This is a genomic window from Streptomyces litchfieldiae (assembly GCF_031845365.1).
Taxonomy (GTDB): domain Bacteria; phylum Actinomycetota; class Actinomycetes; order Streptomycetales; family Streptomycetaceae; genus Streptomyces; species Streptomyces litchfieldiae.
The window spans coordinates 290,254-314,139 of record NZ_JAVREL010000003.1; the positions used below are offsets into that span (position 1 = coordinate 290,254).

Annotated in this window: 14 protein-coding genes and 1 pseudogene; 7 read left to right on the forward strand and 8 right to left on the reverse strand. The window is 75.5% G+C overall.

Going from position 1 to position 23,886, the window contains the following annotated elements; all coding sequences use genetic code 11:
- The first annotated feature begins 39 nt into the window (after positions 1-39).
- Both RM590_RS07895 and RM590_RS07900 read left to right on the forward strand, forming a co-directional pair.
- Positions 40-1,509 carry an MFS transporter gene (locus RM590_RS07895; RefSeq protein ID WP_311703670.1) on the forward strand — a complete coding sequence of 490 codons (1,470 nt, stop codon included), beginning with the start codon at positions 40-42 and terminating at the stop codon, positions 1,507-1,509.
- Between the two features lie 74 nt (positions 1,510-1,583).
- Positions 1,584-2,057 (forward strand): TIGR03618 family F420-dependent PPOX class oxidoreductase, encoded by a 474-nt coding sequence (locus RM590_RS07900; RefSeq protein WP_311703671.1) that lies wholly within the window; start codon positions 1,584-1,586, stop codon positions 2,055-2,057.
- Between the two features lie 3 nt (positions 2,058-2,060).
- On the opposite strand, the gene RM590_RS07905 is transcribed toward RM590_RS07900, so the two are convergent.
- The 7 genes and pseudogenes from RM590_RS07905 to RM590_RS07935 all read right to left on the reverse strand — a co-directional run bounded on the left by RM590_RS07905 (position 2,061) and on the right by RM590_RS07935 (position 13,070).
- On the reverse strand, positions 2,061-5,657 hold the full coding sequence (locus RM590_RS07905; RefSeq protein ID WP_311703672.1) for a CHAT domain-containing protein: 3,597 nt from the start codon (positions 5,655-5,657) through the stop codon (positions 2,061-2,063).
- A 29-nt stretch (positions 5,658-5,686) separates the two neighbouring features.
- A complete protein-coding gene (locus tag RM590_RS07910; RefSeq protein WP_311703673.1) occupies positions 5,687-6,577 on the reverse strand; it encodes a hypothetical protein in 891 nt (296 codons plus the stop codon).
- A gap of 3 nt (positions 6,578-6,580) precedes the next feature.
- Entirely contained in the window at positions 6,581-6,958 is a 378-nt protein-coding gene (locus tag RM590_RS07915) for a hypothetical protein (RefSeq protein ID WP_311703674.1), read from the reverse strand.
- Positions 6,959-7,064: 106 nt separating this feature from the next.
- Positions 7,065-8,687, reverse strand: coding sequence for an alpha/beta hydrolase (locus tag RM590_RS07920; protein ID WP_311703675.1), 1,623 nt, complete (start codon positions 8,685-8,687; stop codon positions 7,065-7,067).
- A 272-nt stretch (positions 8,688-8,959) separates the two neighbouring features.
- Positions 8,960-9,724, reverse strand: a pseudogene (locus tag RM590_RS07925) (ABC transporter permease); the annotation flags it as partial.
- A gap of 50 nt (positions 9,725-9,774) precedes the next feature.
- A complete protein-coding gene (locus tag RM590_RS07930; protein WP_311703676.1) occupies positions 9,775-10,176 on the reverse strand; it encodes a TOBE domain-containing protein in 402 nt (133 codons plus the stop codon).
- Positions 10,177-10,271: 95 nt separating this feature from the next.
- A complete protein-coding gene (locus RM590_RS07935) occupies positions 10,272-13,070 on the reverse strand; it encodes a lysylphosphatidylglycerol synthase transmembrane domain-containing protein (RefSeq protein WP_394813820.1) in 2,799 nt (932 codons plus the stop codon).
- 17 nt (positions 13,071-13,087) lie between these two features.
- Here RM590_RS07935 and RM590_RS07940 point away from each other — a divergent pair, with 17 nt between their 5' ends.
- The 4 genes from RM590_RS07940 (at position 13,088) to nudC (ending at position 21,137) form a co-directional block, all read left to right on the forward strand.
- The gene (locus RM590_RS07940; protein WP_311703677.1) at positions 13,088-13,438 is read left to right on the forward strand and encodes an MGMT family protein; all 351 of its coding nucleotides are present in this window, start codon (positions 13,088-13,090) and stop codon (positions 13,436-13,438) included.
- A gap of 140 nt (positions 13,439-13,578) precedes the next feature.
- Complete coding sequence (locus RM590_RS07945) at positions 13,579-16,830, forward strand: ATP-dependent helicase (protein WP_311703678.1); 3,252 nt, start codon at positions 13,579-13,581, stop codon at positions 16,828-16,830.
- Positions 16,831-16,879: 49 nt separating this feature from the next.
- Entirely contained in the window at positions 16,880-20,188 is a 3,309-nt protein-coding gene (locus RM590_RS07950) for an ATP-dependent DNA helicase (RefSeq protein ID WP_311703679.1), read from the forward strand.
- Between the two features lie 10 nt (positions 20,189-20,198).
- Complete coding sequence (gene nudC / locus RM590_RS07955; protein WP_311703680.1) at positions 20,199-21,137, forward strand: NAD(+) diphosphatase; 939 nt, start codon at positions 20,199-20,201, stop codon at positions 21,135-21,137.
- A gap of 27 nt (positions 21,138-21,164) precedes the next feature.
- Here nudC and RM590_RS07960 read toward each other — a convergent pair whose 3' ends face one another.
- Positions 21,165-21,422, reverse strand: coding sequence for a mycoredoxin (locus RM590_RS07960; RefSeq protein WP_311703681.1), 258 nt, complete (start codon positions 21,420-21,422; stop codon positions 21,165-21,167).
- A gap of 209 nt (positions 21,423-21,631) precedes the next feature.
- Here RM590_RS07960 and RM590_RS07965 point away from each other — a divergent pair, with 209 nt between their 5' ends.
- Complete coding sequence (locus RM590_RS07965; RefSeq protein ID WP_311703838.1) at positions 21,632-23,791, forward strand: ATP-dependent DNA helicase UvrD2; 2,160 nt, start codon at positions 21,632-21,634, stop codon at positions 23,789-23,791.
- The last annotated feature ends 95 nt before the right edge of the window (positions 23,792-23,886 follow it).

Genomic DNA, 23,886 nt, shown 5'->3' on the forward strand with positions numbered 1-23,886 from the left:
TCTCCTGTCGCCATCCCGTCATGGAACTGGAGAGACCTCATGTCCACCGCCACCGCGCCCTCCGCGCCTCCCTCGCGCTGGCTCGCCCTCGGAGTCGTCGCCACGGGGATGCTGATGATCATCCTCGACGGCAGCATCGTCACCGTGGCGATGCCGGCCATCCAGGAGGACCTGGGCTTCAGCCCCGCCGGGCTGAGCTGGATCGTCAACGCCTACACGATCGCGTTCGGCAGCCTGCTGCTCCTCGCCGGGCGGCTGGGCGATCTCCTCGGCCGCAAGCGGATGTTCGTGGCCGGCACCGCCGTGTTCACGGCCGCCTCCGTGCTCGCGGGCGCCGCCACCACCCCCGCGCTGCTCATCGCGGCCCGCTTCCTCCAGGGCATCGGCAGCGCCCTGGCCGGCGCCGTCAGCCTCGGCATCCTGGTCACGCTCTTCCCCGAACCCCGGGAGAGGGCACGGGCGTTCGCCGTCTTCGCGTTCACCGGCGCCGCCGGGGCCTCGATCGGCCAGGTGGCCGGCGGCCTGCTCACCGACGCGCTCAACTGGCACTGGATCTTCTTCATCAACCTCCCCATCGGGCTTGCCACGCTCTTCCTGGCCCTGCCCGTGCTGCCCGCCGACCGCGGCCTCGGCACGGCCGCCGGCGCCGACGTCCTGGGCGCCCTGCTGGTCACCGGCGGGCTGATGCTCGGGATTTACACCGTCGTCAAGGTCGAGGAGCACGACTGGCTGTCGGCCCACACCCTCGGCCTGGGCGCCCTGTCGCTGGCGCTGCTCGCCGCGTTCGCGATGCGCCAGGCCACCGCGCGGACCCCGCTGGTGCCGCTGCGGATCTTCCGCTCGCGCAACGTGTCGGGCGCCAACCTGGTGCAGATGCTGATGGTCGCCGCGCTGTTCTCGTTCCAGGTCCTGGTGGCCCTCTACATGCAGCGGGTCCTCGGCTACGGCGCGGCCGAGACCGGGCTCGCGATGCTGCCGGCCGCGGTCGTCATCGGCGTGGTGTCGCTGGGCGTCTCCGCCCGGCTCAACGCCCGCTTCGGTGAGCGCAACGTCCTGCTGGCCGGGCTGCTGCTCCTGGTCGGGCTGCTGGTGGCGCTCAGCCGCCTCCCCGAGCGGGCGGACTACGCCACCGACCTGCTCCCGGTGATGCTGCTCGCCGCCGGGTTCGGGCTGGCGCTCCCCGCGCTCACCACCCTGGGCATGTCCGGCGCCCGGGAGGACGACGCGGGGCTGGTGTCCGGACTGTTCAACACCACCCAGCAGGTCGGCATCGCCCTCGGCGTCGCCGTGCTCACCACGCTGGCGGCCGGCCGCACCGAAAGCCTGCTCGCCCAGGGCGAGTCCGGGGCCGCCGCGCTCACCGGGGGCTACCGCCTGGCGTTCGCCGTGGGCGCCGGACTGCTGCTCGCCGCCCTCGTGCTGGCCGCCGTGGTGCTGCGCCGCACCCACCCGGCCCCGGAGGCGGCAGGCGCGGACACCGGCGCCGTGGCGCCCGCCGCGGCGCTGTGACCGGGACGACGGACCACACCTCGAATCACCAAAAACCAGAACCAGAACCAGAACCAGAACGAGGAGAGAGAACCATGAACGACAACCGCCCCGCCCCCCGCGCCCTGTCCGACGACGAACTGTCCCGGATGCTGACCGAGCAGACCTTCGGCGTACTGGCCGCCGTCCGCTCCACCGGCCACCCGCACCTGTCCACCGTCATGTACGACTGGGACCCGGCCGAGCGGACGATCCGCGTCTCGACCACCGCCGACCGCCTCAAAACCCGCCTGCTGCGGCGCAATTCACGTGCCGCCCTGCACGCCAGCCCGGACTCCTGGTCGTTCGCGGTGGCCGAGGGCGAGGTGGAGGTGTCCGAGGAGGCCGCCGTGCCCGGCGACGCGGTCGGACGGGAACTGCTCGCGATGACCCCCGGGTTCGCCGACCCGGCCGAGGAGGCGGAGTTCCTCGCCGAGCAGGTGGCCGAGCGGCGCGTGGTGATCCGGCTCCGGGTGGCCCGGCTCTACGGCATGGCGCTGGACGTCCCGGCGGTGCGGGCGGCGGGCTGACCCTCAGGCGCCCGCGTGGATCAGCGCCGCCCAGCTCAGCGGCCGGCCGGGCAGCTCCGCGCGGACGCGGCGGGTCACGGTGTGCAGGGCGAGCGCGGCGGGCAGCCGGGCCGGGGCGGCCATCGCCGGGGCCAGCTCGCGGTGCACGTCGGCCGCCACCGAGGCCGCGAAGCCGTCGCCGATCTCCCACAGGGTGGCGATCGCCTGGGTGAACCCGGCCAGTTGGAACGCGGAGGCCACATGGATGGCCTCGTCCGCCAGCCGCGCCCCGCCGCGCGCGGTGCCGCAGGCCGACAGATAGGCCAGCTCCGCGTTCCGCAGCGTCAGCCGGCTGATGTCGGTGAGCCCCAACGGCCCGTCGTGCAGCAGCAGATGACCCGCCCCCGGGTCGGCCGGGTCACCGGCCGCGTGGCAGGCGAAGTGCGCGACGTGCGCCCCGGGCAGCGCGGCGAGGACCGCCGCGCGCGTCGCTTCGGGGCCGAGCAGGGTTTCGGCGGCCAGCGCGGACGCCTCCGCGACGGTGCGCGGCAGCGGGCGGTGGCCCGGGGTCTTCGGCATCGCCACGGCCAGCGGCGTCCGCCGCCGCGGCACCGGGCGGGCCCGGCTGAGCATGAGGGCGCGCAGGGTGGGGGTGTACGAGGACACCGCGCGGTCGAGCACCGAGGCGCCCGGCACGGTGTGGTGACCGGCCGCGTGCAGCGGCAGCGAGGTGAGGGCGCCGCCCGGGGACCACCACAGCCGGGGCCAGTCGCCGGCGGGCGGCCCGGTGAGACCCAGCTCGGTCAGCACGGGCTCGGCCAGCACGTCCCACAGCCAGCTCAGCGTGTCCAGCACCACCTGGTTCGCCGCCCCGGCGAGCGCGCCGCCCGCCGCGGCGCTCTCCACGGCCGCGTGGAACGCCCCGGCCTGCTCGGCCAGTTCACCGGCGCGCAGGTCCGGCAGCGGCACCGTGCGCAGGCCGTCCGGGTCCAGGATCAGCGCGTCGCACCGCCGGGGGTGAACGTTGACGGTGACGACCGGGCCCTCCGCGCCGGCCGGGCGCAGGTCGGCCAGGCCCAGCGGCAGCGGGAGCAGGAAACGGTCGAAGCCCGGAAGGTCGCGCAGGCGCCCGGTCAGCTCGCCCCACTCGCGGAGCAGCCCGTGATACTCGGCGGTGGACTCGCCGGTCGGCGGCCACGCGGGCACCAGCCCGGTCAGCCGGGCGCGCACCTCCTCCAACTCCCGGGCCAGGCCGGAATCCGCCCGGCGCACATCGTCCAGTTCGCGCCGGGTGTTGAGCGCGTGGGACAGCATGTGCGCCCGGCCCTCCTCCAGTGCCTCCAGCGCGCCGGGCGCGTCGTACTCGTCCAGCGATGTCGCGGCCTGGTCGATGGCCAGCCGCGCCAGGCGGCTGGAGGGCAGCTCCGACTCCTCCGGCGGGCGGGTCGCGAGCGCGGCGAGCTGGAGCCGGCCGGCCGCCGCGCCGGCCCAGGCCCCGAGCATCCAGGTGTTCACCGGCCGGTCCCCGGCGACCAGCCGGCGGGCCAGCGCGGTGGCCTCCCGGTAGGCCGCGTCGTCGTCGGCCAGGTCGTGGAGCAGGAACAACTGGAAGGCCAGGCCCGCCAGCGCCTCGGGGTCGTCCGGGGCGGCGGCCACCTCCGCGCGCCGCGCCCGGACCCCGCGCTCGCCCATCGCCAGCGCCTCGAACGGGGACCACGTGGCGCTGCCCAGCATGATCATGGGCCGGAAGAGGTCCGGGGTGAAGTCGACGCGTTCGCTCAGGCTCCGGAGCATCCCCGCCAGGTCGTCCATGGTGGGCATCGTCGCGGTCAGCCGCGCGATCCGTTCCCGGGCCGGGGCGTCGGGGTTCCCGGCGTGCATCTCCCGGACCAGCACGAGCTGGACGCGGGACAGCCGGAGCAGGACCCGGCCGGGGTGGTCGGCCGGCAGGTCGCGCAGCGCCTGTTCGACCAGGCCCAGCACCTCGTCGACGTCCGAGGTGTCCGGCGGCTCGGCGGGCCCGGCCGGCCGGGCGTCGGCGTTCATGACCCGGGCCATCGCGCGCTGCCGCTCCTCGGGCGGCAGATGCGCGTAACGCTGCTCCAACGTCCGGAAGCCGGCGGCCATGACTTCGTCCAGGCTGGCCCGGTGCGGGTAGCGCAGCACGGTGGCCATGAAGTCCATGAGCTGGGCGTCGCGGCTCTCGCCCCGCTCGGCGCCGAGGCCGAGCAACTCCCCGATGAGCGCGTTCATGTGGTCCGACTCGGTCGTGGGCACCGTGCCGGGCCGCGGCATCAGCCGCAGATCGATGTCGTCCAGCTCCGAGGGCGTGTCGAAGACCCGGTGCGGGGTGCCGTGGCGGGCGATGGACTCCATCGCCGCCAGCGTCGAGGCGCGCTCCTCGCTGCCCTCGGGCATCGCGGCGGCGGCCTCCGCCATCAGCGCCGTCACCTCCTCCAGCCCCTCCGCCCCCGTCGGCCGGTGGAAGAACTGGCGGTTCATCAGCACCTGCGCCAACTGGAGCCGGACCGCGGCGCGTTCGGCCTCGGCCTGCTCGGGAAGGACCTCCAGGAGGCCGCGCAGCGCCTCGACGCAGCCGTCCAGGTCCGCGGCGGACTGGGACTGTTCGTACCGGGCGGCCAGGGCGTCGTTCAGCGTGGCCAGCCGGAAGGCCAGCTCCGGAGCCTCGTCGGGGGTGAGCTCCACAGAACGGTGCGCCGCGCTCACCGCCTCGTCCAGGTCGGCGAGGGAGGGCAGGCCGTCGGGGGCCGACTCGCCCGCGCGGGCCGTCCGCAGCAGCAGCGCCTCGGCGAAGTCGGCCAGGATCTGCGGCAGGTTGTCGTCGAGATCGCCGGCGGTGTCCACGGCCGTGCGGAACAGGCCGATCGCCTCGTCCAGCAGGGCCGGGTCCCCGCCCGCCGCCGCGTACCCCTGGCGCAGGGCGAGGGCCAGCCCGTTCGCGCACCGGGCGTGGCCCGGGTGGTCGCGGGGCGTGGCGGCGTACGCCTCGCGCAGCAGGGCCGTAGCCTCGGCGAGGTGGGGCAGGGCCGGGGGGCCCTCGCCGGCGGCCGGGAGGGAGTCGGCGATCACCAGCGCGTAGCCGAGGTTGCACTGCACCACGGGGCGGGAGGGATGGTCACCGGGCAGCCGGGCCAGGGCGTCGCGCAGCAGGACGATCGCGGTCCGGCGGGGGCGCGGCTCGTCGGGCACGAGGCCGCGGGCCATGAGCAGCATGGCCAGGTTGCTGAGCGACTCGGCGTACGCGTGGGCCCGTTCCTCCCCGAACGGCTCGTCGTCGCCCAGCGTCTGGGCGTACCAGGCGCGCACCTCCTCGGGCAGCAGGTCGGGGCGGGCCAGGTAGAGCGGGGAGAGGATCAGGGTGGCGGCGGTGCCCTCGGCCGCGCCCTCCTCGGGCGATCCGGCCGTCGCCGCCCGGTACCAGCGCAGCATGCCGGTGAGGTGCAGGACCTCCGCGTCCGGCTCGCCCTCCGCGGTGACCGCGTGGGCCAGCAGCGCCTCGGCCTCGGCCAGCGCCTCGTCCGACCGGAGCCCGCTCGGGTCCCGGGTGGCGGCGGCCCGGCGCAGGCGGGTCCGCAGGGTGTTCAGCAGATGGTCGCGCAACGGTCTTCCCCCCTCGGTGGGCCGGTCCGTCAGGTCGCCTTCCGGAACCGCTCGGTGACGCGGGCGCCGGCCTGCGGGCGCACCGGCCGCGTCGCGTCGTCGAAGTGCTCGATCAGCTCGTGCAGATGAACGTCCACGGCCGCCTCGACCAGCTCGGCGTAGCCGTCGGCGGCGACGCGCGCCCGGCGCCGGGCGACGTACCCGATCGAAAGGCCCAGCAGGGCGCCAGGCCACCACAGGGCGCCCAGGGCGGTGTAGAGGACGGCCCAGCCGCCCAGCGCGTTGGCCTCGTCGAACCGCTGCCGGGCCGCGGCCAGCGGCTCACGGCTGGAGTCGGGCAGCAGCAGCCACAGCCGGGGCCAGGCGGCGGCCAGGTCCAGGTGGTACTCGCGCTCGACGCGGGTCGCCGGGGCGTGCATGCGGTCGCCGGTCCAGGTGGGGTGCCGGGGCTCGGCGAGGGCGAGCCGGTTGCGGTCGTCGGCCAGCTCGCCCAGGTGGTGGCCGTCCGCGCCGGCGGCCCGGGCCGTTTCGTACCGCTCGTCAAGGGCGCGCCAGGCGGCGCGGCGGCGGCGGGTGAGCGCGGCGGCCGGGCGGCGCAGGACGCGCGGCCAGCGGCCGAGCAGCAGCGCCTCGAACGGGGCGCCGAGCGCCCGGGCGACGAACGCGGACGCCGCCGAGGCCGCGACCACCCCGGTCAGCAGCAGGGCGGTGCGCACCGAGCCGGGCTGCGCGCCGGCCCCGGAGCCGGCGCCGAGGTCGGCCAACCGGTCGCGCAGCAGGTCCAGTTCGGCCCAGTCGCCATGGCCGAGGGAGAACGCGGCGGCGGCCGTGGCGGTGAAGACCAGGCCGGGCAGCACCAGCAGGGCGACCCAGCGTTCGGCGATCCTTCTGCCGAGCTCGGACAGCAGGCCGGTCGTCATGGGTCAGCCGTCCGCGACGAACCGCAGGGCCCGCTCGTGGACGTCGCACGTCGGCAGGGCCTCGCCCGCCGCCCGCACCTCGGCGCGCGGGCAGGCGGACGCCGGACAGAGGTAGACGCCGGTGACGGGCCGCCGGGCGGCCTCGACGGGCGGCGGCAGGGGAGCGGCGCGGTGCCCGTCGTCCGGGGATCCCGGGGGATCGGCGGAAAGGCCGAGCCGGGCCAGCTCGTCGCCGATCGGCGCGCCCCGGCGGGCCGCCTCCACCACCTGCTCGACCAAGGCCCGCCGGGCGGCGGAGGCGGGGCCGCCCACCATGCGCCGCAACCGCGGGAGCAGCGCGCAGAACTGGGCCAGCGCGGCGCGGTCGGCTTCCGGTGTCATGGTGCGGCCCTCCCCCCGGGGTCCGAACGGTCCGAGCAGGTCTCCTTCGTCAACTGTAGGGCCTGGAACGGGGATTCGCGCCGGGATCCGATGCGGCCGGGCGGTCTCAGCCGCCGCAGGTGGTGCCGTCGTCGGGGACCTCGCCGCGCAGCAGATAGCCGTTGGCGGCCGAGCGCACACAGTCGTTGCCGCTGTTGTAGGCGCCGTGCCCCTCGCCCTCGTAGGTGAGTTCCACGCCGACGTCCTCGCCGAGCGCCTCCTTCATATGGGCCGTGCCCTCGTACGGGGTGGCCGGGTCGCCCGTGGTGCCGATGAGCAGGATCGGCGCCGCGCCCCCGGCCGCCACGTCGGGGTGGGCGCGGCGGCCCTCCACCGGCCAGTGCGTGCAGGTGAGCAGCCCCCAGGCCATCGGCGGGCCGAAGATCTCCGAGGCGTCCTCGAACTCGTCCAGCGCGTCGCGCACATCCCGCTCGCTGTACCGCTCGCTGGAGTCGGCGCAGGTGATCGCGGTGAGGGAGGACTGCAACGTGCTGTACGTGCCGTCCGGATTGCGGCCGTTCATCGCGTCCCCGAGGGTGAGCAGCACGGTGCCGTCGGGGGCGTCCTCGGCGAGCGCGTCGTCCAGGCCCTGGGTGAGGTAGGGCCAGAAGTCCTCGGAGTACAGCGCCTGCGCGATGCCGTTCCAGGCGAGGGACTGCGTCAGGCGGCGGCCGTCCGGGTCCTGCGTGGCCATCGGGCGGTCGGCCAGGCGTTCCAGGAGTCCGGCGAGGCGGTCCTCGGCGTCGTCGGGGTCCCGGCCCAGCGGGCAGTCGGCGCTGTCCGCGCAGCGCTCCAGGTAGTTTCCGAGGGCGAGCTGGAAGCCCTCGGCCTGGCCGAGCGCGCCCTCCTCGGTGTCCCCGGCCGGGTCCACGACGGCGTCGAAGACGGCGCGGCCGACGCGGCGCGGGAAGAGGTGGGCGTAGACGCCGCCCAGCTCGGTGCCGTAGGAGATGCCGAAGTAGTACAGCTTGTCGTCGCCGAGGACCTCGCGCATCAGGTCCAGGTCCCGGGCGGTGGCCGTGGTGGTGAGGTGCGGCAGCAGGTCGCTCGCCCGCTCCTCGCAGCCTTCGGCGAAGTCCTTGAGGCGGCCGGTGAGTTCGCGGCGCTCCCGGGCGTTGCCGGGCACGGGGTCGGCGGCGAAGTAGGCGTCGAGTTCCGCGTCGTCCAGGCAGGAGACGCCCTCGCTGTCGCCGACGCCCCGGGGGTCGAAGCTGACCAGGTCGAACCGTTTGCGCAGGTCCGCGTAGTCCTGTCCGAACGCGGGCAGCGTGATGACGCCGGAGCCGCCCGGGCCGCCGAAGTTGAAGATGAGCGAGCCGACGCGCTCCTCGCCCCGGGCGCGCGAGCGGGCGCGCACCAGCGCGAGGTCGATGGTCTCGCCCTCGGGCTCGGTGTAGTCCCGTGGCGCGGTCATCGTCGCGCACTCCCACTCCCCGCCGTCCGGCAGCGGGGAGGGCGCCATCTGGTCGTCGCCCTGCGAGGGTTCGGGGTTGTCGCAGGGGGACCAGTCGAGCCGCTGGCCGGTCAGGGACTCCGGGAGGTCGTCGGTGTCCGTGGCGTCGGCCCGGGCGGCGAGGGCCGGCGTGCGACCGCGGCTGACCGGCCCGGCCGCGTCCGTTGTGCAGGAGGCGGCGGCGAGGAGCGCGGAGACGGCGAGGAGGCAGGGGATCGCGCGCCGGGCTCGAGTCATGTCGGCGGCTCCCATCGTTCGCTCCGAGTGGGTCCTGTCCGGTCGGTCTTGTCGGATCAGCCAGCGGCGTCTGGTGCGTGCGATTGCAAGGCGCCGGATCGCAGCTCGTACTTGGTCGTACTCGCGCGATTCGGCAACGCAGCGAGTGTGCGTGCCAGGCGTCGCGGGCCCGGGAAGATCGGCCGGACAGGGCCTACCCTCATCGTCGGCGGGCGGGCGCCCGGGGCGCACTCCGGGCGGCGTCAACCGGGTGAGGGGCGGCCCGGGGACAGCCACCGGCCGCGCAGGGCGATGAGCACGGCCGCGGCGATGGCGAGGAGGAACAGGGAGACGGCCGTGGCGCCGGCCGGGTCCTCCTGGAGCAGCAGATAGACCTTCAGCGGCAGGGTCTGGGTGGCGCCGGGCAGGTTCCCGGCGAACGTGATGGTCGCGCCGAACTCGCCCAGCGCCCGCGCCCACGTCAGCGCCGCGCCCGCGGCGAGCGCGGGGCCGACCATGGGCAGCGTGACCAGGCGCAGCGTGCGCAGCGGGCCGGCGCCCATCGTGGCGGCGGCCTCCTCGAAGTGCGGGTCCAGTCCGGCCAGCGCGCCCTCCAGGCTGATGACGAGGAACGGCATCGACACGAAGGTGGCCGCCACGACGGCCCCGGCGGTGGTGAACGGGAGCGTGACGCCCACGGATTCGAGCGGGCCGCCGAGCAGGCCGCGCCGCCCGAACCCCTGGAGCAGCGCGATGCCGGCCACCGTGGGCGGCAGCACCATCGGCAGCAGCACCAGGGCGCGCACGGCCGTCCGGCCGGGGAAGTCGGTGCGGGCCAGCAGCCAGGCCAGCGGCACGCCGAGCAGGAGCGAGATCAGCAGCGCCCAGCCGGAGACCGTCAGGGACAGCGCTAGTGCCTCGGTGACGGCGGGCGAGGTGAGCCGTTCGGCGAGGTCCCGCCAGGGCGCGTCGGCCACGATGCCGAGCAGCGGCACCACGAGGAACGCGACGCCGAGGGCGGCGGGCAGCGCCAGGGTCCGGGGCGGGCGCCGGTTCACGGGCGCGGGCGCCGGGGGCGGCCGGGAGCGGACGGCTCGGGCACGTTCGGTTAGCTCCTGTCGATGTGCACGCTGGTGGCCTTGACCCGGGCCACGGCCTCCATGCCGACGGCCAGGCCCAGCTCCTCCACGGCCTCCCGGGTCAGCAGCGACACCAGCCGGTGGGGACCGGCCTGGATCTCCACCTGCGCGGCGACGTCGCCGAGCTTCACGGCGGTGATGATGCCGGGGAAGGCGTTGCGGGCGCTGGTGTACGGCTCGGCCGGCTCGCCGGCGGCCGACGCCGCCTCGGCCAGCGCCACCGCGAACGCCGCCAGGTCCGCCCCGGCGATCAGCCGCTTGCCCGCCTCGTCCCGCCGGGTGGGCACCCGCCCGGCGTCCGCCCAGCGGCGCATCGTGTCGGCGCTCACGCCCAGCAGCCGTGCCGCCCGCCCCACGCTGTACTCCCGCATGCGCCGGAGATTACGGCCGGGAACCTCGCATCCGCAAGGAGAAGCCGCGCCCCCCGCTGGCACGAGCGGGGGGCGCGGCTCCTTTGGCGATACAGCTAGATGGCTTCCTTGCGGGTGAGCTGGGTGAACGCTATCCAGCCGGGCAGCACCGGCAGCCAGAACGTCATCAGCCGGAACAGCAGCACCGCGCCCAGCGCCGCGCTCGTCGGAACCCCGCCGAACGTCGTCAGGCCACCGCTGAGCGCGAGTTCGACCGCGCCCAGACCGCCGGGCGTCGGCGCGGCCGAGCCCAGGGCGTTGCCCGCGAGGAAGACCACGGCGATGGTCGGGTAGTGCACCTCCTCGCCGAACGCGCGGAGCGAGGCGTCCAGGCACAGCACGAACGCCAGCGTCATCATCAGCATCCCGCCGATGCCGCTGAGCAGCTTCTTCGGCTGCTGCACCACGTCCAGCATGCGCGGCACGACGCCCGCGAACAGGCTGCGCACCCGGTCCAGCAGCGCCTTGCGCAGGCTCGGGATGGCGGTCACGATCAGCACCGCCACCGCGACCGTCAGCAGGCCGGCGATGACCGTGCGGGACGGGGACAGCGTGGGCCGGTGCTCGGTTCCCGTCAGATAGCCGAAGGTGAACAGCAGGACCACGTGGCTGGCCAGCCCGAACAACTGGGAGGCGCCCACGCTGGCCACCGCGTGCCCGGGGCGCAGGCCCTGGCGCTCCAGATAGCGGGCGTTCAGCGCGGCGCCGCCGATCGCGGCCGGCGCGACCAGCTTCACGAACGAGGCCGCGACCTGCGCCAGCACGGTCCGGGGGTAGGACACCTTCTCGGGCACGAAGCCGAGCAGGCTCATCGCCGCGGCGAAGTACGTGAGCGCGGAGAAGCCGGCGGCGACCAGCACCCAGCCCCAGTTGGCGTTCTCCCAGACCCGCTGGAACTTGGGGTCGATGAGCTGCGAGGTCAGGAAGTACGCGGCGAACACGGCGGCGATGAGGCTGACCAGCGTGCGCGGCCTGATCCGCTCGACCCGGGCGGGCTGTATGGGCGCCTGCGGCCGGATGAGCAGCACCTGCTGGCGGATCAGGGAGAGCAGATCGGCCTCGCGGGCGTTCTCCAGCGCCTCCTCCATCACCTGCTTCTCCGCCTGCTTGGCCGCCTTGACCGCCTTGCGGTCGGCGTCCTCCGGCAGGCTGCCGCGCGCCTCTCGGTAGGCGCGCGTCGCGTCCAGCACGGCCTGCCGCTCCCGCTGGGCGCGCTCCCGCGCCAACTGCCGCAGCGCCGCCCGGGTGGCGCGGGTCAGCGCGATCGGCTGGAGCAGCGGCAGGCTGTCGGCCACCGCGTCCGGGCCGAGCACCGACACGGCGGCGGCCACGGCCCGTTCCGCGCCGACCCGCAGGCCGAACGTGGTCAGCAACTGCGCCACGTCCATCCGCAGCGGCAGGTCGCCGGCCGCGATCTCGCCGTTGCGCAGGTGCGTGAGGTAGACGGTGCCGTCCCGGCCCACCAGCAACGAGTCGCCGTCCAGCCGCCGGTGCGCGATCCGCCGCGACTGGAGCGCGGTGACCTGGCCCCAGGCGGCCTCCATCAGCCCGTCGGTGATCTCGTCGTCCGGCAGCGAGTCCAGCGTCCGGCCGTCGATGTGCTCGTAGACGAGCATCACCGCGTCCGGGCCGAGCTCCGAGGTGGCGATCAGCTTGGGCGCGTTGGCCCCCGCGGCGATGGCCGCGTAGGCGAGCAGCGCCTCCTGCTCCAGCGTCTGGCGCAGCGACGGCAGGCTGCGGCGCTGGGTCATGATGCCGCGCAGCGCGAGCCGCCGCCACGCGCGGTAGAAGAACCCGCGCGCCTGCTGCGCCCGGTCCACCACGGTGACGTCGAGCGGCGGGCCGGACTCCAGCGTGACGAGGTAGCGGCGGGTCGGCTCGGTGCGGTCGTTGCCCTCGGCCGCCTCGGCGGCGCCGGGCATCTCGGCGCTGAGCGCGCTGACCGGGCGGAAGCCGACATGGCGCAGCCCGGCGAGGAGCTGCTGCCCGGTCGGGCGGACGTTGGGCGAACCGACCGCGTACAGCGTGGCGTACGCGATCGTCCAGCCGATCAGCACCGTGACGATGATGGAGAACGGCGTGGTGAACCCGGCCACCAGCACGGCGACGGCGTCCAGCGCCACCACCGACCACATCGCCAGCCGCCAGCGCGGCCGGTGCGTCATGCCCACGGCCGTCGCATAGGCGATGACCGGGGCGAGATAGCCGTGCACCGGCTCGGTCAGCCCGCCGCCGGGGGCGTCGCGGATCAGCGCGCCCTGCACCGAGTCGGGCGCCATCCGGGCCACCCACAGGCTGAACGACAGCGAGACGCCGTGCGCCAGCACCGCCGCGAGCACGCCGTCGGCGATCCGCAGCCCGTCCCGTTTCATCAGGCGCCCGATGGCGAACGCGACCGGGACGACGAGAACGGCGACGGCCGAGGCGAACCCGGCGAAGTTGATCAGCAGGCCCGGGGCCTGCGCGGCGCCCTTGTCGACGTCCTGCTCGATGCCCTCGGTGGTGCCGATCGCGAACGTCGCCAGCCCGATGACGATGCCGATGCCCAGCAGCCCGAGCAGGACCCGCAACAGGTCGCTGGGGCGGTGCACCCGGGCGGCGAGGATCGGCTCGTCCACCTCCAGCCGGCCCGCCTGGGTCGGATCCGCGCGCAGCGACGCGTCGAGCGGCGGCTCGGGCGGCTCGTCCTGCCGCTCCCCGGACCGCCCGCCCGGACGCTGTGCCCGCTCTTCTTCGCCTCGTATCACTGGTCGCTTCCCCGGGATTCTCCTCGTGCTGGAACTGCCGACCAGCTCACCCCCGCGCTGGGACGATAGTGGCACGGGAGACGGCTGTGAGGGTGCCCCCCGTGACATACGGCACGATGGCACCCATGGCAGGCAGCAGTTCCACTTCCGGGCACCGGATCCCGGACTACGCGGACCGCGTACTGACCGCCGTCGAACGGATTCCGCCCGGCCGGGTGCTCACCTACGGCGGCGTCGCACGGCTGATCGGCGAGGGCGGTCCCCGGCAGGTGGGCCGCGTCATGGCCCAGTACGGCGGAGCGGTGCCGTGGTGGCGGGTCGTCCGCGCCGACGGCAGGCCGCTGCCCGGCCACGAGGACCGGGCGCTGGCCAACTACCGCGCGGAGGGCACTCCGCTGCGCACCGGAACGAGTCCCGGCGCCACGCCCCGCATCGACATGCGGCGCGCCGTGTGGGACGAGTCCGGTCCCCGCTGATCCGCGGCTCACAGAGTCCAGCTTCCGCCATGGGGCCGCGCGCCAGGCGGTGAACCGTCCGTACGGGGTACGGGGGCGAAACGCTGCGCCCCGGGAGCCGACTGGCGTACCGTCTCCTCCAACGTCCCCGAGAATGCGCGATGCACGTGAGCCTCTCCGTCCCGTCCACTGACCGGCCGCCGCCCGCCCCGGGAGCGTACCGACTGGTGCGCACCCCGCTCGACGGCGCGCGCGCTGTTGCAGTGGACGCAAGCCAGCGGGCCGTGGTTGACCACCCGGGCGGCCCGCTGCTGGTCCTGGCCGGCCCGGGCACCGGCAAGACGCACACGTTGGTGGAGGCCGTGGCCCGCCGGGTGGCGGACGGCACCGACCCCGAGCGGATCCTGGTGCTCACCTTCAGCCGCAAGGCCGCGGCCGGTCTCCGGGACCGGCTCACCGCCCGGCTGACGGCGTCCGCGCCGCGCGCGACGACGTTCCACTCCTTCGCCTACGGCTTCGTCCGCGCCCATCAGGACCGGGAGTTGTTCGCCGAGCCGCTGCGGCTGCTCTCCGGGCCCGAGCAGGACCTGTACCTGCGGGAGATGCTGGCCGGCCACCGCGAGCTGGAACGGGCCGGGCGCGGCCTGGCCTGGCCCGAGGAGCTGCGCGCGTGCCTGACCACGCGCGGCTTCGCCGACGAGCTGCGCGCCGTGCTGGCCCGCAGCCGCGAACTCGGCCTGGACCCCGGCACGCTGGCCGGGTTCGCGCGCCGCACCGGGCGGCCGGACTGGGAGGCCGCCGCGCACTTCCTCGCCGAGTACCTGGACGTCACGCAGGCGCAGGGCGTCCTGGACTACGCCGAGCTGGTGCGCGACGCGGCGCGGCTGGCCGGGGAGCCGGAGATCTCGGCCGCCGTGCGGGCCCAGTTCGACGCGGTGTTCGTCGACGAGTACCAGGACACCGACCCGGCGCAGGTCGCGCTGCTGCAGGCGCTGGCCGGCGATGGCCGCGACCTGGTGGTCTTCGGCGACCCCGACCAGTCCGTCTACGCTTTCCGGGGCGCCGACATCGGCGGCATCCTCGGCTTCCCCGACGCGTTCCGCACCCGCGAGGGCGCCCCCGCGCCGGTCGCCGTGCTCGGCACCGGCCGGCGCAGCGGCGCCGCCCTGCTGGCCGCCACCCGGCTGATCACCACCCGCATGCCGCTGGCCCGGCTGCCCGCGGAGGCCGTGCGGCGGCACCGCGCGCTGACCGCCGAGCGCGCGGGCGGCAAGACCGAGGCGTTCATCTACCCCACCCCCGGCGCCGAGCTGGACAACATCGCCGATCTGCTGCGCCGCGCGCATCTGGAGGACGGCGTGCCCTGGGGCGAGATGGCGGTGCTGGTCCGGGCGGGCGCCCGTTCCCTGCCGGGCGTGCGCCGGGCGCTCACCTCGGCGGGCGTGCCCTTGGAGGTCGACGGCGACGACCTCCCGCTGCGTCAGGAGCCGGCCGTCGCCCCGCTGCTCGCGGCGCTGCGCGCGGTTGCCGAGCCCGAGCGGGAGCTGGACCCGGAGACCGCCGCGCGGCTGCTCACCTCGCCGCTGGGCGGCCTGGACACCGCCGACCTGCGCCGCCTCGGCCGCGCCCTGCGCAACGAGGAGCGGGCCGCGGGCGTTGCCGTGCCGCGTCCCTCGGACGAGCTCATCGCCCGCGCCCTGGCCGAGCCCGAACGGCTGGTCACCCACGACCCGGCGTACGCGGGCGGCGCGCAGCGCCTCGGGCTGCTGCTGCGCAAGGCCCGCGAGCTGCTGGCCGGCGGCGGCAGCGCCGAGGAGGCGCTGTGGCTGCTGTGGGACGGCACGCCCTGGCCGGGACGGCTGGAGCGGGCGGCCCGGCGCGGCGGGGCGGCCGGCCGCAACGCGGACCGCGATCTCGACGCGATCTGCGCGCTGTTCGAGGCGGCGGCGCGCGCCGAGGAGCGCACCGGCGGCCGGGGCGCGCGCAACTTCCTGGCCGAGCTGGAGGCGCACGACATCGCCGCCGACACGCTCGCGGCGCGCGCGGTGCGCCCGGACGCGGTCCGGCTGATGACCGCGCACCGCGCCAAGGGCCTGGAGTGGTCGCTCGTGGTGGTCGCCGGCGTGCAGGAGGGGCTGTGGCCCGACCTGCGGCGCCGCGGCTCGCTGCTGGAGGCCGACCGCATCGGGCGCGACGGGCTGGCCGAGCCGCTGAGCCCGGCCGCGCTGCTGGCCGAGGAGCGGCGGCTGTTCTACGTGGCCGCCACCCGCGCCCGCGACCGGCTGGTCGTCACCGCGGTGCGCGGCGCCGACGACGGCGACCAGCCCTCCCGTTTCCTGCGCGAACTCGGCGTCGAACCCGAGGAGATCTCCGGCCGCCCGCGCCGCCCGCTCGCGCTGGCCGCGCTGGTGGCCGAGCTGCGCGCCACCACCGTGGACCCGGCGGCCTCGCCCGCGCTGCGCCGGGCCGCCGCGCGGCGGCTGGCCGACCTCGCCGCGCTGCGCGACGACGACGGCCACGCCCTGGCGCCCGCCGCCCACCCGGAGCGCTGGTGGGGACTGCGCGAGCCGACCCGTTCCCCGGCGCCGCTGCGCGACCCGGCCGCGCCGGTCACGCTGTCCGGCAGCGCGCTGGGCCAGCTCGTCAACACCTGTTCGCTGCAATGGTTCCTGGGCCGGGAGGTGCACGCCGACGCGCCCGCCACCGCCGCCCAGGGCTTCGGCAACGTGCTGCACGTGCTGGCCGACGAGGTCGCCTCCGGCACCACCCCCGCCGACCTGTCCGTCCTCATGGAACGGCTCGACACCGTCTGGGACTCCCTCGCCTTCGAGGCGCCCTGGCAGTCCCGCCGCGAGCAGGCCGAGGCGCGCGCCGCACTGGAGCGTTTCCTGCGCTGGCACGTGCTCCGGGCGGCGGAGGGCCGCGAGCCCGTCGCCACCGAGCAGGAGTTCGACGTCACGCTGGAGGCGGGGGAGCACAGCGTGCGGATCCGGGGCGTGCTGGACCGCGTCGAGCGGGACGGCGAGGGCCGGGTGTACATCGTCGACTTCAAGACCGGCCGCACCCGGCCCACCAACAAGGACGTCGAACGCCATCCGCAGCTCGCCGTCTACCAGCTCGCCGTCCGGCACGGCGAGGCCGGCGCCGAGGTGGCCGGCGCCGAGCTGGTGCATCTGCGGCAGGGCGCGGCCAAGCGCGACGGCGGCGACACGCTGCCCGCCGTGCAGCGGCAGCAGCCGCTCGACGGCGACCGGGGCGACGCGAACGGCGACTGGGTCGGCGGCCTCCTGGCCACCGCCGCCGGCCGCGTCCTGGACGAGCGCTTCACCCCGGCCACCGGGCAGCACTGCGGCTCGTGCGCGTTCACCGGCGCGTGCAGCGCCCGGCCCGAGGGCCGCCAGGTGGTCGACTGAACGGCCGGTGCCCGGCCGGGTGTCGGTGCCCCGGGTTAGTCTCACTCGGGTGCCCGCCCGACTCAGCCGTCCCGAGGAGCTCAGGGAGCTGCTGGGAATCCCGTTCACCCGCGAGCAGCTCGCGTGCGTCACCGCGCCGCCCGCGCCGCAGGCGATCGTCGCGGGCGCCGGCTCGGGGAAGACGACGGTGATGGCCGCCCGTGTGGTGTGGCTCACCGGCACCGGGCAGGTGGAGCCGGGGCGCGTGCTGGGGCTCACGTTCACCAACAAGGCCGCCGGGGAGCTGGCCGAGCGCGTGCGGAAGGCGCTGGCCCGGGCGGGCGTGGACGCCGCCGAGGACGGCGAGCCGCAGATCTCCACCTACCACGCCTTCGCCGGGCGGCTGTTGAGCGAGCACGGGCTGCGGCTCGGCATCGAGCCCGCCTCCCGGCTGCTGGCGGACGCCGGCCGTTTCCAGCTCGCCGCCGAGGTGCTGCGGGCCGCGCCCGCCGACTTCGAGCCGCCGGCCGCGAGCTTCACCACGCTGGTCACCGATCTCATCGCGCTGGACGGCGAGTTGTCCGAGCACCTGGTGAGCCCGGACGAGCTGCGCGCGTTCGACGGCGAGCTGCTGGGGGAGCTGGCGGACGCCAGGCTGACCAACGCCGACCTGCGGCAGATCCCGGTGGCCGCCGAGGGCCGGGGCCGGCTGCTCACCGTGGTCGAGGAGTACCGGGCCCGCAAACGGGCGCGCGATCTGCTGGACTTCGGCGACCAGATCGCGCTGGCCGCCCGGCTCGCCCGGGACGTTCCGGAGGTGGGGCGGACGCTGCGCGAGGAGTTCGGGGTGGTGCTCCTCGACGAGTACCAGGACACCTCCGTCGCCCAGCGGATCATGCTCGCCGGGCTGTTCGGCGGCGGCACCGGGCACGCGGTCACCGCGGTCGGCGACCCCTGCCAGGCCATCTACGGCTGGCGCGGCGCCTCCGTGGCCAACCTGGACGACTTCCCCGAGCACTTCCCGCACCGCGACGGGACCCCCGCCCGGCGCGACAGCCTCAGCGAGAACCGCCGCAGCGGCGGCCGGCTGCTCACCCTCGCCAACGACCTGGCCGCGCCGCTGCGCGAACGGCACTCCGCCGTGGTGCCGCTGCGGCCGGCCGAGGGCGCCGAGGGGGCCGGGCGTGTGCGCTGCGCCCTGCTGCCCACCGCCGCCGAGGAGCTGGAGTGGCTGGCCGACTCCGTCGCCCACCTGGTGCGCACGGGCACGCCGCCGGGCGAGATCGCCCTGCTGTGCCGCACGGCGGGCGACTTCGGCGAGATCCAGCGCGCGCTGGTGGCCCGGGAGGTGCCGGTCGAGGTCGTCGGCCTGTCCGGGCTGCTGCACCTGCCGGAGGTCGCCGACCTCGTCGCCGTGCTCCAGGTGCTGGCCGATCCCACGGCCAACGCGGCGCTGGTCCGGCTGCTGACCGGGCCGCGCTGGCGGATCGGGCAGCGCGACCTGGCCCTGCTCGGGCGCCGCGCCCGGCTGCTCGTCCGGCACGGCCGGGGTGCCGAGGGCGAGGGGGCGGAACGGCTGGCCGGCGCCGTCGAGGGCACCGACCCGGCCGAGCTCACCTCACTGGCCGACGCCCTGGACACGTTCGTGGAGGGCGGCGGTGGGGAGCAGGCGGACGACGGGCTGCCGTTCTCCGCCGAGGCCCGGGTGCGGTTCGCGCATCTGGCCGCCGAGATCCGGGAGTTGCGGCGGTCGCTGGGCGACCCGCTGATGGACGTGCTGCACCGGGTGCTGGCCGCCACCGGCCTGGAGGTCGAGCTGTCGGCCTCGCCGCAGGCGCTGGCCGCCCGGCGCCGCGAGACGCTGGGCACGTTCCTGGACCTGGCCGCGGGCTTCGCCGCCGGGCGCAACGGCACCGCGGTGGACGGCGAGGCCACCGTGCCCGCGTTCCTGGCCTTCCTGCGCGCCGCCGCGCAGTACGACCGGGGCCTGGACAGCTCGCTGCCCGGCGGCGAGAACACGGTCAAGGTGCTCACCGCCCACAAGGCCAAGGGCCTGGAGTGGGACGTGGTCGCGGTGCCCGGGCTGTGCGAGGGCGTCTTCCCGGCGAAGCAGACCCGGGACTCCTGGCTGCGGCAGGCCCGGACGCTGCCGCACCCGCTGCGCGGGGACGCGGACACGCTGCCCGCCCTGGAGGAGTGGACCGCCGCGGCGTACAAGGAGTACACGGCCGAGGTGGCCGGGCACCTGGGCCTGGAGGAGCTGCGGCTCGGCTACGTCACGTTCACCCGCCCGCGGTCCCTGCTGCTGGGCTCCGGGCACTGGTGGGGGCCCAGCCAGAAGAAACGGCGCGGGCCCTCGCCGTTCCTGGCCGCGCTGCGCGCGCACTGCGAGGCCGACCCGGCGCACGGCGAGGTGGAGCACTGGGCGGAGCCGCCGGCCGAGGACGCGGAGAACCCGGCGCTGACCGGGCCCGCCCGCGGGCCCGACTGGCCGCTGCCGCTGGACGAGGCGGCGCTGGCCCGCCGCAGGGAGGCGGCGGACGCGGTGCTGGCGCGGCTGCGGGGGGTGCCGGGGCCCCGGCGGGAGGGCGATGTCGCGGATCTCACAGAGCCGGACGCGTCACCCGGGGATGACCGTCACCCGGCGGACGAGGAGGCGGAGCTCACGCCCGAGGAGCAGCGCACGGTGGCGTCCTGGGACCGCGACCTGGCCGCGCTGGCCGGGGAGTTGCGGCGGTCGCGGGCGGCGGTGCGGGATGTGGAGCTGCCGGCGTCGCTGTCCGCCTCGCAGGTGCAGCGGCTGGCCGCCGACCCCGAGGGGTTCGCCCGGGAGCTGGCCCGGCCGATGCCGCGCCCGCCGCAGCCCGCCGCGCGGCGCGGGACCCGTTTCCACGCCTGGGTGGAGTCGCGGTTCGAGACGCTGGCGCTGCCCATGCTGGGCATGGACGAGCTGCCCGGCGGCGACCCGGACGAGGAGACGGAGATCCGGGACGAACGGGAGCTGGCCGCGCTCAAGGAGGCGTTCGCCCGTACGCCCTACGCCTCCCGGACCCCGTACCGGATCGAGGCGCCGTTCCAACTGCTGCTCGCCGGGCGGGTGATCACCGGGCGCATCGACGCCGTGTACCGGACGGCGCGCGGCGGCTTCGAGATCATCGACTGGAAGACCGCCCGCCGCCAGGACGCCGACCCGCTCCAGCTCGCCATCTACCGGCTGGCCTGGGCGGAGCGACACGGGCTGCCGCTGTCCGCGGTGAGCGCGGCGTTCCTCTACGTGCGCAGCGGCGAGCTGGTGCGGCCCACGGTGCTGCCGGGACGGCGCGGCCTGGAGCGGCTGCTGCTGGGGGAGGACTCCTGGGAGCCGAACGACCCCGGTTAGGCTTTTGGGCATGAGCACCACCTCGGACGACGCTGTCCAGCAGATTCCCCTCACCGGCACCGGCGGCATCGACCGCGGTGCCCACCACCGTCTCGACGAGGCGTGGCTGGGGGCGGCCTGGAGCCACCCGACGACGCGGGTCTTCGTCGTGTCCGGGGGGCAGGCGCTGATCGAGGAGACGGCGGACGGCCGGACCGAGCTGGTGATGATGCCGTCGTTCGACGCGCCGCTCACCGAGGCCCACCGGTACTTCCTGGGCATGGACGCCGACGGCGTGCGGTATTTCGCGCTCCAGAAGGACGCGTTGCCCGGCCGGATGGACGAGGCGGCGCGGCCCGCGGGGCTGCGGGAGGCGGCGGCGCTGCTGTCCGAGCGGGACAACGAACTGCTGGTGCACGCGGTCGCCCTGGAGAACTGGCAGCGGCTGCACCGCTTCTGCTCCCGCTGCGGGGAGCGCACCGTCATCGCCGCGGCCGGGCACATCCGGCGCTGCCCGGCGTGCGGCGCCGAGCACTACCCGCGCACCGACCCAGCGGTCATCATGCTGGTGCTGGACGAGGACGACCGGGCGCTGCTCGGGCGGCAGATGCACTGGCCGAAGGGGCGGTTCTCCACGCTGGCCGGGTTCGTGGAGCCGGGCGAGTCGATCGAGCAGGCCGTGATCCGCGAGGTCGCCGAGGAGGCGGGCATCACGGTGGGCGAGGTCGAGTACGTCGCCAGCCAGCCGTGGCCGTTCCCCTCCAGCCTGATGCTGGGCTTCGTGGCGCGCGCCACCGGCAGCGAGCTGCGGGTGGACGGCGAGGAGATCGAGGAGGCCCGCTGGTTCTCCCGGGACGAGCTGCGGGCGGCGATGGAGTCCGGCGAGGTGCTGCCCCCGTCGGGTGTGTCCATCGCCGCCCGGCTGGTCGAGCTCTGGTACGGCAAGCCGCTGGTGTCGTCGCCCTGGTAGGGCGGGCACGACGTCCCCGGCCCTCGCTCAGGCGGCCAGGGCCTGCTTGACCTCGGCGAGGGACGGGTTGGTCATGGTCACCTCGGGGCCGCTGCCGTGCGGGACGACGACGACCGTCGGCACCGTGCGGTTGCCGTTGTTCGCCTTCTCCACCAGGGCGACCGCCGACGGGTCCTGCTCTATGTCGATCTCGGTGTACGCGATGCCCTCGCGCTCCAGCTGGCTCTTGAGCCGACGGCAGTAGCCGCACCACGTGGTGCTGTACATCGTCACGGTGCCCTGCATCGTTCGCTCGCTCCTTCTCGTTCGTCGCGCGTGTGTCCGTGCTTCACCAGCAGAACGCTCGGCACGGTATGAGTAATCCCGTCCGGCTGTGGACAACCCGTCCCACCCGGCACAGCGGACCTGGCAGCATGGGCGGGGTGACAGCGACAACCCCCGCCTCTCCTTTCCCGCAGGGTTCCTTCCCCGTCGTGCCGGATTCACCGGACGCGGTGCTGGAAGGGCTCGACGCCGAGCAGCGCGCCGTGGCCACCACGCTGCACGGTCCGGTGTGCGTGCTGGCCGGCGCGGGGACGGGCAAGACGCGGGCGATCACGCACCGCATCGCGTACGGGGTGCGGTCGGGGGTCTTCCAGCCGGCCACGGTGCTGGCGGTCACCTTCACCCAGCGGGCGGCGGGGGAGATGCGCGGCCGGCTGCGGCAGCTCGGCGCGGGCGGGGTGCAGACCAGGACGTTCCACGCGGCGGCGCTGCGGCAGTTGCAGTACTTCTGGCCAAAGGCGGTGGGCGGGGAGCCGCCGCGGCTGCTGGAGCGCAAGATCCCGCTGGTGGCGGAGGCCGCCTCGCGCTGCCGGTTCCGGCTGGAGCGGCTGGAGCTGCGGGACGTCACCTCGGAGATCGAGTGGGCGAAGGTGACGCAGACCACGCCGGAGGACTATCCGGCCGCGGTGGCCAAGGCGGGGCGGGAGGCGCCGCGCGACCCGGCCGAGACCGCCATGATCTACGCCACCTATGAGCAGCTCAAGCGGGACCGCGCCACGATCGACTTCGAGGACGTGCTGCTGCTGACGGTCGGCATCCTGGCCGACCGGCCCGACATCGCCGAGGTCGTCCGCGGGCAGTACCAGCACTTCACCGTGGACGAGTACCAGGACGTCAGCCCGCTCCAGCAGCGGCTGCTGACCCTGTGGCTGGGGGACCGGGACAGCCTGTGCGTCGTCGGGGACGCCAGCCAGACGATCTACTCGTTCACCGGCGCCACCCCCGACCACCTGCTGGACTTCCGGACCCGGCATCCCAACGCCACCCTGGTCAAGCTCGTCCGGGACTACCGCTCGACGCCCCAGGTGGTCCATCTGGCGAACGGGCTGCTCGCCCAGGCCCGCGGCCGGACCGCGGACCACCGGCTGGAGCTGATCTCGCAGCGGCCGGCCGGGCCCGAGCCGGTGTTCACCGAGCACCCGGACGAGCCGGCGGAGGCGGAGGCCACCGCCCGGCGGATCCGGGAGCTGCTGACGCCGGTCGCGGAGGGCGGCGGTGGGCTGGCGGCGAGCGAGATCGCCGTGCTCTACCGGGTGAACGCGCAGTCGGAGATTTATGAGCAGGCCCTCGCCGACGCGGGTGTGCCGTATCAGCTCAAGGGCGCCGAGCGGTTCTTCGAGCGGCCCGAGATCCGGCAGGCCGTGCTCGCCCTGCGCGGCGCGGCCCGCGCGGGGGGCAACGACAGCGCGGTGACCGACGCCGACGGGCTGGCCGGGCAGGTGGGCGCGGTGCTCGGCGGCACCGGGTGGACCCCGGAGCCGCCCGCCGGGTCGGGCGCGGTGCGGGAGCGCTGGGAGTCGCTGCGCTCGCTGGTGCGGCTGGCCGAGGAGTTCCAGGCGGCCCGGCCGGACGCGGCGCTGGACGGGTTCGTCGCGGAGGTGCTGGAGCGGGCCGCGGCGCAGCACGCCCCGACCGTGGAGGGCGTCACGCTGGCGTCGCTGCACACCGCCAAGGGGCTGGAGTGGGACGCGGTGTTCCTGGTCGGGCTGACCGACGGGATGCTGCCGATCACGCATGCCAAGACGCCCGAGCAGATCGAGGAGGAGCGGCGCCTGCTGTATGTGGGCGTGACCCGGGCGCGGGCGCATCTGTCGCTCTCCTGGGCGCTGGCCCGGTCGCCGGGCGGCCGGGCGGGGCGGCGGCCCAGCCGGTTCCTGGACGGGCTGCGGCCCGGCTCGACGGCGGGGGGCGGCCGGTCGGCCGGAGGCGCCGGCGGCGTCGAACGGGGCACTGGGTCGCGCGGGCGCAAGCCGCGCGGTCCGGTGAAGTGCCGAGTGTGCGGGCGCACTCTCACCGAGGCGGCCGAGGTGAAGCTGCGGCGCTGCGAGGACTGCCCGTCCTCGATGGACGAGGAGCTGTACGAGCGGCTGCGCGAGTGGCGGCTGGAGACGGCCCGGGAGCTGGGCAGGCCCGCGTACGCGGTGTTCACCGACGTCACGCTGATGGCCATCGCGGAGAACGTGCCGGGGACCGAGGGCGAGTTGTCCCGGATCTCCGGGGTGGGGGCCCACAAGCTGCGGCAGTTCGGCCCGGACGTGCTGGCTCTGTGCGCCGGGGAGGCGGTCCCGGCGGCCCCTCGGGAAACTTCTTCGGAATCCCCGGAAAAATAGTTTGCGCCCGCCGGAGAGATCCGCATAGCGTGCTGCACGTGGCGCGGAGGAGGTTCCACTTCCCCCGAAGCCATGCTGTACTGAAGTGACCATTC

Bases quoted from the DNA above. Each gene is read 5' to 3' on its own strand.
- RM590_RS07895 (WP_311703670.1), top strand. From the start codon at position 40: ATGTCCACCGCCACCGCGCCCTCCGCGCCTCCCTCGCGCTGGCTCGCC.
- RM590_RS07900 (WP_311703671.1), top strand. From the start codon at position 1,584: ATGAACGACAACCGCCCCGCCCCCCGCGCCCTGTCCGACGACGAACTG.
- RM590_RS07910 (WP_311703673.1), bottom strand. From the start codon at position 6,577: ATGACGACCGGCCTGCTGTCCGAGCTCGGCAGAAGGATCGCCGAACGC.
- RM590_RS07915 (WP_311703674.1), bottom strand. From the start codon at position 6,958: ATGACACCGGAAGCCGACCGCGCCGCGCTGGCCCAGTTCTGCGCGCTG.
- RM590_RS07920 (WP_311703675.1), bottom strand. From the start codon at position 8,687: ATGACTCGAGCCCGGCGCGCGATCCCCTGCCTCCTCGCCGTCTCCGCG.
- RM590_RS07930 (WP_311703676.1), bottom strand. From the start codon at position 10,176: ATGCGGGAGTACAGCGTGGGGCGGGCGGCACGGCTGCTGGGCGTGAGC.
- RM590_RS07935 (WP_394813820.1), bottom strand. From the start codon at position 13,070: ATGTCACGGGGGGCACCCTCACAGCCGTCTCCCGTGCCACTATCGTCC.
- RM590_RS07940 (WP_311703677.1), top strand. From the start codon at position 13,088: ATGGCAGGCAGCAGTTCCACTTCCGGGCACCGGATCCCGGACTACGCG.
- RM590_RS07945 (WP_311703678.1), top strand. From the start codon at position 13,579: ATGCACGTGAGCCTCTCCGTCCCGTCCACTGACCGGCCGCCGCCCGCC.
- nudC (WP_311703680.1), top strand. From the start codon at position 20,199: ATGAGCACCACCTCGGACGACGCTGTCCAGCAGATTCCCCTCACCGGC.
- RM590_RS07960 (WP_311703681.1), bottom strand. From the start codon at position 21,422: ATGCAGGGCACCGTGACGATGTACAGCACCACGTGGTGCGGCTACTGC.